Source organism: Prescottella equi (assembly GCF_020171745.1).
Classification (GTDB): Bacteria; Actinomycetota; Actinomycetes; order Mycobacteriales; family Mycobacteriaceae; genus Prescottella; species Prescottella equi_A.
Map to the genome: position 1 here is coordinate 33,144 of NZ_JAIVAH010000017.1, position 17,128 is coordinate 50,271.

Genomic DNA, 17,128 nt, shown 5'->3' on the forward strand with positions numbered 1-17,128 from the left:
TCTCAGCTTGCCTGGATCTACCGAATTACAGAGAGGCACGCGTGGCTGACTCGTTCGTTCACCTGCACAATCACACCGAGTACTCGATGCTCGACGGTGCGGCAAAGGTCGGCCCGCTGTTCAAGGAGGCCGAGCGCCTCGGCATGACCGCGGTCGGCATGACCGACCACGGCAACATGTACGGCGCCAGCGAGTTCTACAACTCCGCCAAGAAGCACGGCATCAAGCCGATCATCGGTATCGAGGCGTACGTCGCGCCGGAGTCGCGGTTCAACACCAAGCGCGTGCTGTGGGGCGATCCGAGCCAGAAGTCGGACGACGTCTCGGGTAGCGGTGCGTACACCCACATGACGATGGTCGCCGAGAACTCGACCGGGCTGCGGAACCTGTTCAAGCTGTCCTCTCTCGCGTCCATCGAGGGCCAGCTCGGCAAGTGGCCGCGCATGGACGAGGAACTCATCGCCACGCACCACGAGGGCATCATCGCCACGACGGGCTGCCCGTCGGGTGAGATCCAGACCCGGCTCCGGCTCGGGCACGATCGCGAGGCACTCGAGGCCGCCGCGAAGTGGCAGGAGATCTGGGGCAAGGACAACTTCTTCCTCGAGCTGATGGATCACGGACTGTCGATCGAACGACGGGTCCGTGAGGGCCTGATCGACATCGGCAAGCAGCTCGGCATCCCGCCGATCGCCACCAACGACTGCCATTACGTCACCAAGGACGCCGCCGAGAACCACGAGGCGCTGCTGTGCATCCAGACCGGCAAGACGCTGTCGGATCCCACGCGCTTCAAGTTCGACGGCGACGGCTACTACCTCAAGTCCGCCGCCGAGATGCGGGCCATCTGGGATGCCGAGGTCCCCGACGCGTGTGACAACACGATGCTCATCGGCGAGCGGGTCCAGCCGTACGAGGACGTGTGGCAGCACCGCGACCGGATGCCGATCTTCCCCGTCCCGGACGGGCACACGCAGCAGACCTTCCTCCGCCACGAGGTGCTGCGCGGCCTCGACCGCCGTTTCCCGAGCGGTCCGCCGCAGGAGTACCTCGAGCGCGCCGACTACGAGATCGGCGTCATCAACGAGATGGGCTTCCCCGCCTACTTCCTCGTCGTCGGTGACCTCATCAACCACGCCCGCGAGGTCGGCATCCGTGTCGGACCCGGACGAGGCTCGGCCGCCGGTTCGCTCGTCGCGTACGCGATGGGCATCACCAACATCGACCCCATCCCGCACGGCCTGCTGTTCGAGCGGTTCCTCAACCCCGAGCGCGTCTCGATGCCCGATATCGATATCGACTTCGACGATCGCCGCCGCGGCGAGATGGTCCGCTACGCCACCGAGAAGTGGGGCAGCGAGAAGGTCGCACAGGTCATCACGTTCGGCACCATCAAGACCAAGGCCGCGATCAAGGACTCCGCGCGAGTCCAGTTCGGCCAGCCCGGGTTCGCGATCGCCGATCAGATCACCAAGGCGCTGCCACCGCCGATCATGGCGAAGGACATCTCGGTGTCGGGCATCACCGACCCCGAGCACGAGCGGTACAAGGAAGCCGTCGAGGTCCGCGCCCTCATCGACTCCAACCCGGATGTCGCGAAGATCTACCAGACCGCGAAGGGTCTCGAGGGCCTGATCCGCAACGCCGGCGTCCACGCCTGCGCGGTGATCATGTCGTCGGAGCCGCTGACCGACGCGATCCCCGTGTGGAAGCGCGCCCAGGACGGCGCCATCATCACCGGCTGGGACTACCCGTCGTGCGAGGCCATCGGCCTGCTGAAGATGGATTTCCTCGGTCTGCGCAACCTCACCGTCATCGGTGACGCGATCGAGAACATCAAGGCCAACCGCGGCGTCGACATCGATCTGGACACCCTGCCGATCGAGGATCCGGCCACCTACGAGCTGCTCGCCCGCGGCGACACCCTCGGTGTGTTCCAGCTCGACGGCAGCGCGATGCGCGACCTGCTGCGGCGCATGCAGCCCACCGGCTTCGAGGACATCGTCGCCGTCCTCGCGCTGTACCGGCCCGGTCCGATGGGCATGAACGCCCACAACGACTACGCCGACCGCAAGAACGGCCGTCAGGAAGTCAAGCCGATCCACCCCGAGCTCGAGGAACCGCTCAAGGAGATCCTCAAGGACACCTTCGGCCTGATCGTCTACCAGGAGCAGATCATGCAGATCGCTCAGAAGGTGGCGGGCTACTCGCTCGGACAGGCCGACCTGCTGCGTCGAGCGATGGGTAAGAAGAAGAAGGAGATCCTCGACGAGGCCTACGACGGCTTCGCCGAGGGCATGAAGGAGAACGGCTTCTCCCAGCCTGCGATCACCGCGCTGTGGGACACGGTCCTGCCGTTCGCCGGCTACGCGTTCAACAAGTCGCACGCCGCCGGCTACGGCCTGGTCTCGTTCTGGACCGCGTACCTCAAGGCGAACTACCCGTCCGAGTACATGGCGGGCCTGCTCACTTCGGTCGGCGACGACAAGGACAAGGCCGCGGTCTACCTGTCCGACTGCCGGAAGATGGGCATCACCGTGCTGCCGCCGGACGTCAACGCGTCCCGTGTGGACTTCGCGTCCGTCGGCGAGGACATCCGGTTCGGTCTCGGTGCGGTGCGCAACGTCGGCGCCAACGTGGTGGGCTCGATCATCGCGGCGCGGGAGGAGAAGGGCAGCTTCACCGACTTCTCCGACTACCTCAACAAGATCGACGCGCTGGCCTGCTCCAAGAAGGTCACCGAATCCCTCATCAAGGCAGGCGGATTCGACTCGCTCGAGCATCCGCGCAAGGGTCTGATGCTGGTGCACGCCGACGCGATCGACGCGGTGATGGGCACCAAGAAGGCCGAGGCGATGGGCCAGTTCGATCTGTTCGGCGGCGACGACGCCGACGAGTCGATCGCGGCCGTCTTCAACGTCAAGGTGCCCGACGAGGAATGGGATGCCAAGCACAAGCTGGCCCTGGAGCGGGAGATGCTGGGGCTGTACGTGTCCGGCCATCCGCTCAACGGCATCGAGCACGTGCTGGCGGCGCAGTCCGACACCTCGATCCCGGTGATCCTCGAGGGCGACATCAAGGACGGCACCCAGGTCACCGTCGGCGGCATCCTGGCGTCGGTGAACCGGCGGATCAACAAGAACGGCCTGACGTGGGCGTCAGCCCAGCTCGAGGACCTCTCCGGTGGCATCGAGGTGCTGTTCTTCCCGCAGGCCTACTCGGTGTACGGCATGGACGTCGTCGAGGACTCGGTGGTGCTGGTCAAGGCCCGGGTGTCGATTCGCGACGACCGGGTTTCCCTGATCGCCAACGACCTTGCCGTTCCGGACCTTTCGGCGATCGGTGTCGCCAAGCCGGTGGCCGTCAGCCTACCGGTGCGGCAGTGCACCAAGGAGAAGCTCAGTGCGCTCCGGCAGGTGCTGTCGAAGCATCCCGGCACGGCGGACGTGCACGTCAAGCTCATCGGATCCCGCGGCACCTCGCTGTGGAAGGTGGACGAGGTGCTCCGGGTGGAGCCGTCGTCGTCGTTGATGGGCGACCTCAAGGCGCTGCTCGGGCCGAGCTGTCTGGCGGGCTGACGTCGTGATGCGCGGCTGCCCGGGCCGGGAGGCGGTCCGGGCAGTCTGAGTGCCGCGACGATGCGGTCACTGATGGTGGTGATGGCACATCCAGTGCCAGTTCCCCTGCTGATCGCGCTGCATGCACCCGCACCCCATGTGGTGTCCGTGGTGGTGGTGGTGAACCTGGGTCACGGCGACCACGGCCGGACTCGCTGCCGGCGTGGCGGTGTCTGCGAGTGCCGGTGCTGCGGCCAACCCGAGCGGGACGGCCACGAGCGACAGCGTGACGAGGATTTTTGCGAGCGCGCCCCGCATCGTGCGCACTCGTGGTGTTTCGAACTCCTGCTCCATGCGAGATCCTCTCCGCACGGCCGACCACCGGAGGACGTCTGCCGCCGGCGGTTGCCGCCGGGAAATGCTCCGGCGGTCGGGGGCCGTCGCCATGCGTCGAGTGGCACTGTCGCGACACTCGGCGCATCGCTGCTCTTCTTACAATCCCCATGCTATTGCCGTTTTTGCCGGATTAATCCGGTGTTCGAAACTCGGAGGAGATTCACAGGAAGCCGGTGCGCGGCCGTGTCACTCAGAGTCCACCGAGGTCGGACAGCGTCTGCAGGGCGCTGTCCGTCACTCGCCACAGGCCGTCGATCTCCTGTTCGGCGGACGGTCGCACCTGCGGGTTCTGCAGCGCGAACCCGTTCGTGAGGGTGACGGTGTTGTAGCCGCTGTCGGCGGCACGCAGCAATGTCCTCGACGGCTGGTCGTTGCCGGCCAGGCGGTCGAGGCCCTCGCCCACGAAGTAGAACCGCCACAGCGGTCCGAGGTCGGCGTGATACAGGTCCTTGGTGCGAGTCACGATCGAATCGCCCTTGACCGCAATCGAATCGACGATCCGATAGAAGTCGGGGATGCGCTCGGGTCGGGTGCCGCTGGTGTCGACCGCGTGCGCGAGGTCGACGGTGAGGTGGGCGTTGTAGCCGGCCATGGCGACGCGCGCCGGGCTCGCCGTGCATTGCCGGGCCAGGGCGAAGTAGTGGGACCACGCGGAATCGACCGGGGCGCCGGTGAACTCGGCGTGGAGGTTGCGTAGATAGCGGGCCAGCAGGTCGTAGCTGATGGCGGGAGACCACGTGCGGTCCGGCAGCGCCGCCGGGTCGCGCTGCAGCGGCAGGACGGCGTCGTATTCCACCGCGTCCAGTCCGATCGAGAACAGTCCGCGCCAGTCCCGGTGGGCGACGAGGATCTCGGTGATCCGGCGGTGCCGGCCGATCGCGGACTCCAGTCGCGGCAGGCCGGTGCCGGACAACGTGGACGTATCGCTCAGGGCGAGGATCTCTCCGATCTCGCTCGCGCCCAACGGTGTTCCGCACGCGGTCGCCACCGGGGTGTCGGCGGCGGCGGGGGCGGGGGAGAGGAGCGCAAACGCGGCTCCGGCGGCGATGAGCGGTGCGAACAGGCGGCGTGGGCGCATCGCCCGAGCCTAATGGGCGGCACGGTCTCGCATCTGCTGAGCGACCTCTCGGACAGGTCGCTCGAGGGCTTGGTTGTAGAGCCGTGGTCCCGTCTCGCCCCGTGGATTCTGTCGACTTGTCACGATCGGGTAGTGGGCGCTCCGTCGAGGGTGGCGGCAATCCTCTCCGCGAGAGCCTCGGGATCGATCGCGGGGTCGATGCAGAGCCGGACGACGTAGCCCTGGATCGCTGCGAGGAGCGCGTCGGCGACGGGGCCGACGACCTCGTCGTGATTTCCGCCGATCTCCTGCGCACGTGATCGCGCCCACGGCAGTAGAGCGGTGACGAGCAGTTGATGCAGCCGATCGAGATTGTGGGCGGAGACCGCGGCAATCTCCTCGTCGCGGGGAATGTCCGCCCAGATCTGCACCAAGATCGCCGCTTGGGACCGGTCGACCAGTTCCGTGACCATCCGGGTGAATACCTGACCGGGGGTCATATCGGTCTGCCCGGCGGCGATGTCCGCGGTGAACTTCCGCGTCCGCGCTTCGAGCAGGCTCGTTGCGGTGAACCTGACGAGTTCGGACTTGTTCGCGAAGTGGGAGTAGATCGCTCCGTTGGACAGGCCCGACTCCGTGATGATGTCCGCCATCGACGTGTTCGCGAAACCGTCCCGGGCGAAGCACCGCAGTGCGGCCGAGGCGATCTGTTCGCGCCGGCTGCGACTAGTGGCTTCGCTCAACCGTGGCATACAAACAGAGTACATGCTCTGTTATCGTACGGTCGTAAAAAGATCGCTCACTCCTTTTGTAGCCGAGGTGCCCGTGTCCCCACAGCCCGCGAAACCGCACACCAAGTGGCCGATGGCCGCCCTGTTCGGGGTGCTCGGGTCCCTGGCAGTCACGCTCGTCGTTCTTGCCTTTCTCTGGCCGACCAAGACTGCGGAACTACGGGACCTTCCCGTGAGCATCACCGGGCCTGCGGCCGCTGTCGCCGCATTCAAGGCGCACGCGCCAGACGCGTTCGACTTCGTCACGGCCGACGATCGCGCCGAGGCGATCGCACAGATCGAGACGCGCGAAACCTACGGCGCGATCGTCCTCGCGGACGCACCCGGGCGGCCGCCCGAGGTGCTCACCGCACCCGCGGGAAGCGCCGTGGCGACCCAGATGCTCACCGGGGTGGCCACCGGCCTGCAAGCTCAACTCACACAACAGATCACGGTGTCGGGCGGGGATGCGAGCACGGCGGTGGTCCCGGTGACGGCGGTCGTACCGTTCGCCGACGGTGATACCGCGGGATCGGGCCTTGCCGCGGCATCCTTTCCCCTGACGATGGGCGGAATGATCGGCGGCATCCTGGTCTCGCTGCTCGTCGTCGGCGTCATTCGCCGCCTCGTGGCGCTCGCCGGTTTCGCGGTATCCGCAGGCATCCTGCTCACCCTCGTGCTGCAGACCTGGTTCGAGTACCTGCAGGGGGATTTCTGGGTCAACGCACTGGTTATCGGCCTGTCGGTCCTCGCCACGTCGGCGTTCCTCGTCGGGTGTACCTCGCTGCTCGGACCGCGGGGTATCGGACTCGGCGCGATCGTCACCATGCTCGTCGCGAATCCACTGTCCGGAGCGGCGATTCCGTGGCAGTTCATCGCCACGCCGTGGGGGATCATCGGCCAGTACATGGTGCCGGGCGCATCGAACGCTCTTATCCGGTCGGCGAGCTACTTCCCCGACGCGGACGCCGCGCGGCAGTGGTGGGTCCTCGGCGCCTGGACCGCCTTCGGTGTTGCACTGGCACTCGTCGGCCACTATCGGGACCGCGCGACCATGCGCGTCTCCGCAAGCACGCTGGAGTAGCCGGCGTCAGGTCCGGTCGAGCTGTCCCGCAGCGCAGCGACACCGGCCATTTCGAACAGCCCAGAGGATTGGGGTGGGCCGGTCTACGGCATCACGTGGACGGGACCACGTTGTCGATGCCGCAGGGGTTGTCACCGCTGATCTGGAAGGTCGCCCTCGGCGTTCCGGACTGGTCGATCGCGGTGTACTCGTCGAAGGTGTATACGAACTGGTAGTCGCCACCGGGGCCGCACCGGTGACCTGGGTCGGTAGTGGCGGGAAGCGCCAGAATGATTTGCTGGACCTCCACGCCGTCGGTGATGATTGATGACGGCGGAACGAGATCGATTCGATCCTTCGCGCGCTGCTCGTAATGGCAGCGGCGAAGGGTCACACCCGAGACCGGATCGCGCTTGTAGGCGACCAGCCATTGGTTCCCGGACAGCTCGTCGGGCTGCTGAGGCGTCACCGCGCATCCTTCTGCCGCGACCATCGTCTCAGCCGAGGTCGGTGCTGCCGCGCCGGTGGAGGGTGTCGTGGTCGGGGTGTCCGACGAGCAACCAGCAAGTGCCAGTGGGACGGTCACTGCCGCGGCTGCCAGAAGCGCCCGGGCGGTGGTCCAATCCCGCGTTGCCAATGTCGACCTCAACGGCCGTTCCCCTCGTCGATGACTCATACTTCGCGACAGTAAGGGGTTGAAGGTGGCTTCCGTCGACTTTCGACCCGAGTCTGTGGTCCGACTTTCGGTCAAATACTTTGCACTGCAGTGCAACTATCGATGTTGCGAGTCGCCTGGCACACTTTCGCGTCGCGTAGTTCGAGCGGGGATGGGTCGGTGCCTGCAGTCGTCGTCCTGGGAGCAGCGGCCCTGCTTACCGGCTGCTCGAGCGACACAAAGCGCTGCGCGTGTTGAAACCTCGGACCCCGGCCGCGAGGGCGCGCCCGACCGACGCTGCGCACGCGACCCCGAATCCGTGGGGCATCCGTTTCGTCAGCGGGGGCGCACCGAGTCTCGGCAAACGTCGCTGATTGATCCCATCTCCGGACGGAGGTCGCGTCGTGTGAGTGACACACTGGCGGTCATGCTGGGTTGGGATATAGCCGTCATCAGACCACGGAAGCCGCTCGTCGGACCGGACGATCCGCGTCTGGACCTGGAACCGACCAGCGAGGAGTTCGGCTCCCTGCGCTCCGCGCCGCTTCTGGGAGGCGACACCCTGGCCAGCTGGTCGGCGAACCTTGGTGGACTCGACTGGCTCGACGAGGCGGCGCCCTGCCGGCAGCTCCGCGACGGCGGCTATCCGAGCGTCTACGCCGTGCCGCCGACGTCGTCCGCACCAGAGTGGATCTGAGCTTCGTCCACGCTCGCTACCCGGAAACCGTTCCATCACTGGACCTGTCGGCTGTCATCGCGGTTCCGTCGGACGAGTGGCTTCTGGTCGAAGCGTGGGACCAGTCGTAAGCGACGGGCCCTGTCATGGCGTTGTTCTGTGGTCAGGGCGCAAGGAACGAGCGGCCGAGACCGCCCGGCGGTCCGGTCGTGGACCCGCTCACAGCCCCTTCGGTAATGCCCTCAGGACCCCAACGCTTAGGCTGAGATCGCGATCAAGCCGGGGGAGAATGTGATTGGTTGCGCTCCCGCGTCCACAGCAGGACATAGGAGGGGACCATCATGGGCAAATCAGCAAAGCAGGCACTCGCGGGGGACACCGCCGCAGTCAGCCCCAAGGGCTACTGGGTCAGTGTCTACCGCACCATTTCAGATCCTGAAAAGCTGGCTGCCTACGACAAGCTGGCCCGCCCGGCCGTCCAGCTCGGAGGCGGGCGGATCCTCTCTCGTGGCGTTCAGGTCGTCGCCCACGATGCCGGCATCGCCGAGCGCACCATCCTGATCGAGTTCGACAGTTTCGAACAGGCCGTCGCGGCGCGCGAAAGTGAGGCCTACCAGGAGGCGCTGGCTGTCCTCGCCGACGGCGTCGAGCGTGACTTCCGCATTATCGAAGGTCTTGCCTGATCGGAGACCTGCCGGATCCGGCGCGCCGCCCGAACAGGGCCTGGCCGTGGTCCGGTTCTTCGGTTGGAGCCGCCGGGGGAGCGATGTCGAGGACGAGCGGTAGGCCTCGGGCGACGAGCATCAACGCGCGCTCGTCCTTACCGTGCTTGCACGGGTACCGCACCCCGCGCGCGTCCGGCGTGCCGACCAGGACGTCGGTGCACCTGATCCGGGATTCCCTGTGGTCGCGCCAGGTGAACGTGCAATGCTCGCGAGACGAGACGGTCCCCTCGAGGATGGGTAGGTCACTCCCATGCCAATCGACAACGACGTGTACAACCGGGTGGGCGCGAGTTGGTGGGACGAGGACAATCCACTCAACATGCTGCACGGGAGTCTGACGCCAGGGCGCTTCGCGTACTTCCGGGAGATACTTGCGGACCGGTTGGGCCACCACTACTCGGGCCTGTGCGCGCTCGACATCGGCTCGGGTGGAGGGTTTCTCGCCGAGGAGTTCGCGAAGATCGGTTTCCGGGTGGTCGGGGTCGATCCGTCCGCGGTGTCGCTGGCCGCGGCACGTGCACACGCAGGCAAGGGTGAACTCGACATCGACTACCGCCTCGGTGTGGGCGAGAAGCTCCCGGTGCGGGACGCCGAGTTCGATGTCGTGTACTGCTGTGACGTGCTCGAACACGTGACCGATCTGGACACGGTGATCGGTGAGACCGCCCGGGTGCTCAAACCCGGAGGGCTGTTCATGTTCGACACCATCAACCGGACCAGGACCAGCCGGATCGTTGCCATCAAGATCATGCAGGAGTGGCGATGGACGCGGCTGTTCGATACCGCCGTCCACGACTGGTCGATGTGCATCAGGCCCGGCGAGCTCGTCGAGGTCATGGAGCGGCGCGGATTGCGGGGCGGCGACATTGTGGGCCTTGGGCCGCGGTCGAAGAACCCGCTGCGGGTACTCGACATGGTGCGCGCGGCACGCGGCCGCCTGCCGTGGGGAGAAGTCAGTCGCCGGCTCGACTTCGGGCAAACGAGGACCACCGCGATTTCCTACATGGGCTATGCGGTCAGGGTGTGAGACGAACTCCCGGAATGGATGGTGGCCTAGCCGACACCCGGGCCGTCGCACGCGTCCGCGCCGGCAAACCGACCACCACAGCTGCCACGGAACTCGGCATCAGCGTCGGCGACCTGCACAACTGAGTCCGCAGGACCGTCGTAATTCACGAAAGCGCTGCGTTGGCGAAGGCCAACCAGCAATGCCGCGGCTTGGGTATTTGCGGAAGCCGCACGGATCCATCTGGCATGGATCTGCCACCCGCGGCTCACAGTGGTTTCCCGCTCGAAGCGCGCCCAGTGCCTCGGCTCAGTCCAGGACCTCGTCGAGCATCCGCCGGAGGAGCTCTTCGCCGAACGACCGTCTGCTATGCGGCCACCGTCACCCCACGCGCATGCCGCTCGGAAGTTTGCCGATCGGGGTCCGCAGTCGCCGGTGCCCGGCCGCGAGCATGACAGCGGCCATAGCCGCCTGAATGCCCACACCGAGCGGCCAGATGGGCCCCGGTCGAGTCGTCGTCACCGTCGATTCGGTCAGGCACGGCACGTCTCCGAGGCCGCCGCGCTGCGCATCGCGGACACTCTCGCTGAGCGAGCCCATCACGCCGACGGAGTCCTCCGGCGGTTCGGGAACGGCGTCGGAGACGATGACGAACGGATTGGCCGAGAGCAGCCAGGCGGTCCGTTCGGTGTGCAGGATGGTGCGTTTGGTGGTCTCGGTCTCGCTGCACACGTATCGCCCGCCGTGATCGTCGGGCTCCCACCCCACGACGCTGGGGACGCGCAGTTCCTCCCGGGCCAGAGCCGAACTCAGCCCGAACGCGATCGGGGTCCCCACCGTGAAGGCGGCGACCAGCAGGTAGGTTGCGGCCACCGCGAACAGCGGGCGGTGCGATCGGGCGGAGATCCCGATTCCGATCGCGCACATGAGGCCGAGTTCGAGGGCCACCATGACGACGAACACCGGCAGGCTCGCAACCTGGACGCCACCGCTGAGGACCGCCCACACCAGGGCCGGCACCGCTGCCGCGAGAAACGCGAGCGATGCGACCCAGGCGGCCAACCACTTGCCCCACAGCAACTGGCCGGGGCTCAGGAGGGTGCCCTGCAGGATCGCGAGGGTTCCCGCCGCGCGGTCACCGCTGATCGAGTTCGCCGACATGGCCGGAACCACCAGCAAGGCAAACAGCAGAACGAACCCGACGACGAGTTCGAACAGGAACTGGCCGGCCATGCCGGCGGAGTTGTCCGCGGCCTGCCCCAGCGCGGTGACCCCGCAGATCAGGGCGAACCACACGACGAGCAGCACGTACCAGCCGCGGGTGCGGAGCCGCTGCCGGAACTCGAGCCCGAACACCGTCAGGACGCCGTCGACGTACCCGAGCGTCGGTCGTATGGTCGTCGGTTGCGTGGTTGTCACAGTGCGTTCTCCCGCATGCTCAGGTAGGTCTGTTCCCACGTGCCGGTCGCCGGGGCGAACTCGGTCACCGCAACACCTTCCGCGATCAGGGTCCGCAGGGCTTCGGCCGCGTCGGATTCGTTCTCCACCAGGATCACCCGGTCCCCGGGTCGGCGGTCGGCGGAGGTGTCGAGTCGGCGTCCGGCGCGCAGCAAGGAGGCGTCGAGCGCGGACGGATCGAGTGCGCGCACGACGAACCGGCGGGCCTGGGCACCCGCCTCTGCGATTGTCTGCATCCGCACGGTCCGGCCGTCCGCAACGAAGACGGCACGATCGGCGGTCTCGTCGAGATCGGACAGCACGTGCGAACTCACGACGACGGTGCGGCCCTCGGCCGCCAAGCGGCGCAGCAGGATTCGCAGGTCGATTCGCGCGCCCGGGTCGAGGCCGGACGCCGGTTCGTCGAGCAGCAGCACTTGCGGGTCGTTGACGAGCGCGCGGGCGAGGGACAGCCGCTGCTGCTGTCCCCGGGAGAGCGCGCGGGCCGGGGCGTCGGCGAGGTCGGCAAGCTTGACCGTCTCGAGCAGATCGGCAGCGCGCCGACGGGCGTCGGCCGGTCGGATCCCGTAGAGCCGTCCCACCGCGACCAGGATCTCGCGCGCGGTCAGCGATTCCCACACCCCGAGGGTGTCCGGCATCCACCCGAGCAGCGCGCGAACCGCCCGGGTCTCCGTGAGCGGGTCGTGTCCGCAGATGTCGATCGATCCGGCGTCGGGGCGTAGCAGTGACGCGAGCATCAGCAGCAGGGTCGTCTTGCCGGATCCGTTCGGTCCGATGAGGGCGGTCACCTCGCCCGGGTGTGCAACGAAGTCCATCGAGCGGACGGCGTGCACCTTGCCGAACGCGCGGGCCAAGCCTTCGGCGCGGATACCGGCCGCGGCAGCGGAGGTCGTCATCGACCGAACGCTACGCGGTTCGGACAATTGCGACGCGGATTTCGGGAGCGGGTCTCAGTCCGTCGGCAGTGTCGGGCGCTTCGCGAGCATGATGCGCCGCCCCCACCACACGACGACGGCAACGCCGGCCGCGGTCAGCACGGCGGTCTGCAGCACCTGCGTCACGGTGAGTACGAGGAGAAAGATGACGAGCCCGGCGGCGAGTGCCTCGAGCTTGTAGAGCGGCCAGGCTGTGCCGGCCAGGTCGACGGTGACGCCCGGGCGTCCGTGTGCGCGTCGGGGGAGTGCAGCGGTGGTCATGCGTGCACCTCGTTTCGCGCGTAGTTCGGAAGATCCCGTCGGTGTGTTCAGCGTACCGGCATTCCCAAGTTCGGGGCAACGAACATTTTGCGTCGTGTGACGGAAATCCCGTCGTCCGGTCGATCGGGTGGTCAAGATCAAGTGCGGGGTGTTCACTTGAGTGCATGCCTCTTACCGGTGAATACGAACCCAGTCCTTCGTCCTGGGCCGCGGACCAGGTCGACCTCTACGAACGCTCCGGTGGTACCGAGGGAACGGTGATGGAGGGCAAGCCCGTCGTCATCCTCACCACCGTCGGCGCCAAGTCCGGCAAGCTGCGCAAGACGCCGCTGATGCGCGTCGAGCACGACGGTGAGTACGCCGTCGTCGCGTCGCTCGGCGGCGCCCCCAAGAACCCGGTCTGGTACTACAACGTCGTCGCCGATCCGCACGTCGAACTGCAGGACGGTACCGTCAAGCAGGACATGACGGCTCGTGAGGTCACCGGCGACGAGAAGGCCGTCTGGTGGGAGCGTGCGGTGGAGGCGTGGCCCGACTACGCCAAGTACCAGAAGGGCACCGAGCGTCAGATTCCGGTCTTCGTCCTGACGCCGCAGAAGTAGCGACGACCGCCGTCTCCCAGCCGTCCGGCCCGGTTCCGAGTAGCCTGCGATAAGCAGGAACAACCAATTCGGAACCGTGGTCGGAGGCTCGACGTGGCGGCGAAAACTGTTGCAGATCAATTGGTTTCCCAGCTGGTCCAGGCTGGGGTACGGCGCATCTACGGGATCGTCGGAGACAGTCTCAATCCGGTGGTGGACGCGGTCCGCAGGACCGGGGGGGCGTCGGCCGGCGGCATCGACTGGATCCACGTCCGGCACGAGGAGGCCGCCGCGTTCGCGGCCGCGGCGGAGGCGCAGATCACCGGCGAACTCGCGGTGTGTGCCGGATCGTGCGGGCCCGGCAACCTTCACCTGATCAACGGGCTGTACGACGCGAACAGATCCGGCGCGCCCGTGCTCGCGATCGCCTCGCATATCCCGAGCACCCAGATCGGTATGGGGTACTTCCAAGAGACCCACCCGGACCGGCTGTTCGTCGAATGCTCGCGCTACACCGAGATGATCAGCACGCCGGCGCAGTCGCCTCGCGTGGTCCAGAGCGCGATGCAGCACGCCATCGCCCAGTCGGGTGTCGCGGTGATCACGCTGCCCGGTGACGTTGCCGAGGAGCCCGCGGAGGGCGCCCCGCCACCGCTGGCGCGGACCGGTGCGGCGTCGCTGGTGCCGGCGGACGCGGACGTGCGGGCCCTCGCCGACGCGATCAACGAGGCGTCCGCGGTCGCGATCTTCGCCGGTGCCGGGGTGCGCGGCGCCCGCGACGAACTGCTCGCGCTCGCCGACACGATCGGGGCGCCGATCGGCCACACCCTGCGCGGCAAGGAGTGGATCCAGTACGACAACCCGTTCGATGTCGGGATGACCGGACTGCTCGGCTACGGCGCCGCGCACGACGGCATCCACGACGCGGACCTGCTGATCCTGGTCGGCACCGACTTCCCGTACGACCAGTTCCTGCCCGGCGACGTCCGCACCGCGCAGATCGACGTCGCGGCCGAGACCCTCGGCCGCCGCACCGGCGTCGACCTCCCGGTCCACGGCGACACCCGCTCCGTACTGCGGGCCCTCGAGCCGCTGGTGCACCGCAAGACGAGCCGCACGTTCCTCGAGAAGTCCCTCGACCGGCACGAGAAGCTCATGACCAAGGTCGTCGGCGCCTACACCGAACCCGCGAAACAGCGGACCCCGATCCATCCCGAATATGCGGCGTCGATCCTCGACGACGTCGCAGCCGAGGACGCGATCTTCACCGCCGACACCGGTATGTGCAACGTGTGGACCGCGCGCTACCTGAATCCGAACGGCCGCCGCCGCTTCCTGTCGTCGGCGCTGCACGGGTCGATGGCGAACGCGTTGCCGCACGCGATCGGTGCGCAGTTCGCCGAACAGGGGCGTCAGGTGGTCGCGATGGCCGGCGACGGCGGGCTGTCGATGCTGTTGGGCGAGTTGATCACCGTCGCGATGTACAAGCTGCCGATCAAGATCGTCGTGTTCGACAACTCGACGCTCGGCATGGTCAAGCTCGAGATGCTGGTCGACGGCCTGCCCGATTTCGGGGTGGATGTCCCTTCTGTCGACTATGCCGCTGTCGCAACGTCTTTGGGCCTCTACGGCCGCCGGATCGAGGATCCGGCGGACCTCGAGCCCGGGCTCAGGGAAGCATTCGAGCACGACGGTCCGGCCCTCGTCGACATCGTGACCGACCCCAACGCGCTGTCGCTGCCGCCCTCGATCACCGGTGGTCAGGTCCGCGGTTTCGCGCTGGCCATGTCGAAGATGGTGATGAACGGCGGTGTGGCGGAAGCGGTTCAGATGGCGAAGTCGAATCTGCGCAACGTGCCGCGGCCGTCGCAGTTCTGACCGTGAGGCGGACGGTATCGGGCGTCGAGTCGGGCGATCGGTGGGGCGGTTGCGCGCACGCCCGCCTGTAGTGGGAAAATGCATGGGTGTCTAATTCGCCGGAACTCGCAGATCTGAAGGTAACCTCGCCCGCGCTCACCGCGGACGAGATCGACGCCGCTGCGGAGCGAATTGCGCACATTATCGATGCGACGCCGCTGCAGTTGAGCGAGCGGTTGTCGGCGCTGACCGGAGCCCGGGTCTACCTCAAGCGTGAGGACCTGCAGGTGGTCCGCTCGTACAAGCTGCGCGGCGCCTACAACCTGATCATGCAGCTCAGCGACGCCGAGCGCGCTGCCGGGGTGGTCGCTGCCAGCGCGGGTAACCATGCGCAGGGCGTTGCGTTCGCGTGCCGGGCGATGGAGATCAGCGGCCGGATCTACGTGCCGGCGAACACGCCCAAGCAGAAGCGCGACCGGATCATGGTCCACGGTGGTGGATTCGTCGAACTGATCCCGACGGGTGAAACCTACGACGCCGCGGCCGCCGCCGCAGCAGCGGATGTCGAGCGCACCGGCGCCACGATGGTGCCGCCGTTCGACGACGCGCGCACCGCGGCCGGTCAGGGCACCATCGCCGCCGAGATCCTCGAGCAGTTGGGGGAGGCGCCCGACAGTGTCGTCGTCCCGGTCGGTGGTGGCGGCTGCATCGCCGGCATCGCCACCTACCTGCACGAGCGTGCGCCCGAGACGACGATCGTCGGTGTCGAGCCGGTCGGCGCGGCGTCGATGACCGCGGCCCTCGTCGCCGGCGGCCCGGTCACCCTGCCCGACGTCGACCCGTTCGTCGACGGTGCGGCGGTCAAGCGCGTCGGTGATCTTCCGTACGCGGTGGTTTCCGCGCTCGGGGCGAGCGTCGTCTCGCACGCGTCGTTGCCGCTGGTGACGGGCACCCGCACGGGTCACGGTCCGGAACGCTTCGCGATGACGCAGGTCGACGAGGGTGCGATCTGCACGGCGATGCTGCAGCTGTATCAGAACGAGGGCATCATCGCCGAGCCCGCCGGGGCGCTGTCGGTGACGGCGCTCGGTCAGCTCGACGTCGAGCCGGGCAGCACCGTGGTGTGCCTGATCTCCGGTGGCAACAACGACGTGTCCCGCTACGGCGAGATCCTCGAGCGGTCGCTGGTCCACCTGGGGCTCAAGCACTACTTCCTCGTCGACTTCCCGCAGGAGCCGGGCGCGCTGCGCCGCTTCCTCGACGAGGTCCTGGGACCGGACGACGACATCACGCTGTTCGAGTACGTCAAGCGCAACAACCGCGAGACCGGCGCCGCGCTCGTCGGTGTCGAACTGGGGTCGGCCGACGGACTGTCCGATCTGCTCGACCGCATGCGTACCTCGCGGATCGTCGTCGAGCAGCTCGAGCCGGGCTCGCCGGCGTACCGCTACCTCACGTAGCGGGGTTCTCGCCCGAACGATCCTTGCCCGCCGGGTCGGTGCCGAGCAGTCGGTCCACCACCCGGCGGTGCAGGTCCGGATCGGACTCGGGGAGCCCGAGCAGCGCCGCCAGATAGATGCCGTCGCCGACGAGACGGACGATCTCGGCCTGGACCGGGTCGTCGATCTCGGCGAGCAGTCCGTCGTCCCACGACCGCATCACGTCGGCAAGCGCCTGCTGCACCTCGTCGTGCCGGCCGTCGGCGGTGCGCATCGCGGCGAGCATCGAGCGGTACAGCGTCATCTCGTCGGCCGACTCGGCGGGTGGGTACTGCAGGTAGATCTCGGACACCGTCCGTCCGCGGGCGACGGCGTCGGCCAGTTGCCGGTCCGAGCGGTCGCCGAGGCGTCGCACCATCCCGGCCAGTAGCGCCTCCTTGCTGGGGAAGTGGTAGAGCAGGCCGCCCTTGGACACCCCGGCGTCGGCCGCCACCGCCTCGAGCGTGACCTGTGCCGGTCCCTGCGTGAGCAGCAGGCTCTCGAGGGCGTCGAGGATGCGATCACTTGTGTCGGATGCCATGAAAATCACTGTACCGGCTGGACGGTTGACTGCTATTCTGGAGTCGCTACTGTACCGGCTGGACGGTTAACTCCCCGGTCGGTTCCTGTTCATCAACCAGTTCGTGTGGGAG

The 17,128-nt window shown here is 67.4% G+C and carries 16 protein-coding genes; 8 read left to right on the top strand and 8 right to left on the bottom strand.

The features are described 5' to 3' along the window. Positions 1–41 precede the first annotated feature (41 nt). The gene (dnaE, locus tag LCL87_RS13815) at positions 42–3,578 is read left to right on the top strand and encodes a DNA polymerase III subunit alpha (protein WP_225020489.1); all 3,537 of its coding nucleotides are present in this window, start codon (positions 42–44) and stop codon (positions 3,576–3,578) included. Positions 3,579–3,644: 66 nt separating this feature from the next. Here the strand turns inward: dnaE and LCL87_RS13820 are convergent, their stop codons facing one another. From LCL87_RS13820 to LCL87_RS13830, 3 genes are all read right to left on the bottom strand, one after another. Further along, the gene (locus LCL87_RS13820) at positions 3,645–3,911 is read right to left on the bottom strand and encodes a hypothetical protein (protein WP_225020491.1); all 267 of its coding nucleotides are present in this window, start codon (positions 3,909–3,911) and stop codon (positions 3,645–3,647) included. 232 nt (positions 3,912–4,143) lie between these two features. Continuing rightward, the gene (locus LCL87_RS13825; RefSeq protein WP_225020493.1) at positions 4,144–5,031 is read right to left on the bottom strand and encodes a DUF5995 family protein; all 888 of its coding nucleotides are present in this window, start codon (positions 5,029–5,031) and stop codon (positions 4,144–4,146) included. 119 nt (positions 5,032–5,150) lie between these two features. Further along, positions 5,151–5,762: a TetR family transcriptional regulator gene (locus LCL87_RS13830; RefSeq protein ID WP_225020495.1), complete on the bottom strand. Its 612-nt coding sequence runs from the start codon at positions 5,760–5,762 to the stop codon at positions 5,151–5,153. 73 nt (positions 5,763–5,835) lie between these two features. On the opposite strand from LCL87_RS13830, the gene LCL87_RS13835 reads away from it, so the two are divergent. Beyond that, positions 5,836–6,864, top strand: a complete 1,029-nt coding sequence (locus LCL87_RS13835) for a hypothetical protein (protein ID WP_225020497.1) — start codon at positions 5,836–5,838, stop codon at positions 6,862–6,864. Positions 6,865–6,955: 91 nt separating this feature from the next. Here LCL87_RS13835 and LCL87_RS13840 read toward each other — a convergent pair whose 3' ends face one another. Beyond that, on the bottom strand, positions 6,956–7,312 hold the full coding sequence (locus tag LCL87_RS13840; RefSeq protein ID WP_225020499.1) for a hypothetical protein: 357 nt from the start codon (positions 7,310–7,312) through the stop codon (positions 6,956–6,958). Positions 7,313–7,904: 592 nt separating this feature from the next. Here LCL87_RS13840 and LCL87_RS13845 point away from each other — a divergent pair. The 3 genes from LCL87_RS13845 (at position 7,905) to ubiG (ending at position 9,926) form a co-directional block, all read left to right on the top strand. Then, the gene (locus LCL87_RS13845) at positions 7,905–8,195 is read left to right on the top strand and encodes a hypothetical protein (protein WP_225020501.1); all 291 of its coding nucleotides are present in this window, start codon (positions 7,905–7,907) and stop codon (positions 8,193–8,195) included. 320 nt (positions 8,196–8,515) lie between these two features. Beyond that, positions 8,516–8,857: a DUF1330 domain-containing protein gene (locus LCL87_RS13850; RefSeq protein WP_225020503.1), complete on the top strand. Its 342-nt coding sequence runs from the start codon at positions 8,516–8,518 to the stop codon at positions 8,855–8,857. A gap of 292 nt (positions 8,858–9,149) precedes the next feature. Further along, the gene (gene ubiG / locus LCL87_RS13855) at positions 9,150–9,926 is read left to right on the top strand and encodes a bifunctional 2-polyprenyl-6-hydroxyphenol methylase/3-demethylubiquinol 3-O-methyltransferase UbiG (RefSeq protein ID WP_225020505.1); all 777 of its coding nucleotides are present in this window, start codon (positions 9,150–9,152) and stop codon (positions 9,924–9,926) included. Positions 9,927–10,286: 360 nt separating this feature from the next. Here ubiG and LCL87_RS13860 read toward each other — a convergent pair whose 3' ends face one another. From LCL87_RS13860 to LCL87_RS13870, 3 genes are read right to left on the bottom strand one after another with little or no spacing between them, the layout of a single operon-like run. After that, positions 10,287–11,324: an ABC transporter permease gene (locus LCL87_RS13860; protein ID WP_225020507.1), complete on the bottom strand. Its 1,038-nt coding sequence runs from the start codon at positions 11,322–11,324 to the stop codon at positions 10,287–10,289. Continuing rightward, the gene (locus tag LCL87_RS13865) at positions 11,321–12,259 is read right to left on the bottom strand and encodes an ABC transporter ATP-binding protein (protein ID WP_225020509.1); all 939 of its coding nucleotides are present in this window, start codon (positions 12,257–12,259) and stop codon (positions 11,321–11,323) included. The genes LCL87_RS13860 and LCL87_RS13865 overlap by 4 nt, the downstream gene beginning before the upstream one ends. A gap of 54 nt (positions 12,260–12,313) precedes the next feature. Then, positions 12,314–12,559: a hypothetical protein gene (locus LCL87_RS13870; protein ID WP_225020511.1), complete on the bottom strand. Its 246-nt coding sequence runs from the start codon at positions 12,557–12,559 to the stop codon at positions 12,314–12,316. 164 nt (positions 12,560–12,723) lie between these two features. Here LCL87_RS13870 and LCL87_RS13875 point away from each other — a divergent pair, with 164 nt between their 5' ends. The 3 genes from LCL87_RS13875 to ilvA all read left to right on the top strand — a co-directional run bounded on the left by LCL87_RS13875 (position 12,724) and on the right by ilvA (position 16,457). Continuing rightward, entirely contained in the window at positions 12,724–13,161 is a 438-nt protein-coding gene (locus LCL87_RS13875) for a nitroreductase family deazaflavin-dependent oxidoreductase (RefSeq protein WP_225020513.1), read from the top strand. A 93-nt stretch (positions 13,162–13,254) separates the two neighbouring features. Further along, positions 13,255–15,018 (top strand): pyruvate dehydrogenase, encoded by a 1,764-nt coding sequence (locus LCL87_RS13880; protein ID WP_225020515.1) that lies wholly within the window; start codon positions 13,255–13,257, stop codon positions 15,016–15,018. An 86-nt stretch (positions 15,019–15,104) separates the two neighbouring features. Beyond that, on the top strand, positions 15,105–16,457 hold the full coding sequence (ilvA, locus tag LCL87_RS13885; protein WP_225020517.1) for a threonine ammonia-lyase IlvA: 1,353 nt from the start codon (positions 15,105–15,107) through the stop codon (positions 16,455–16,457). Here the strand turns inward: ilvA and LCL87_RS13890 are convergent. Beyond that, entirely contained in the window at positions 16,450–17,016 is a 567-nt protein-coding gene (locus LCL87_RS13890) for a TetR/AcrR family transcriptional regulator (protein ID WP_225020519.1), read from the bottom strand. The two genes, ilvA and LCL87_RS13890, sit on opposite strands and share 8 nt — an antisense overlap. Between the last annotated feature and the right edge of the window lie 112 nt (positions 17,017–17,128).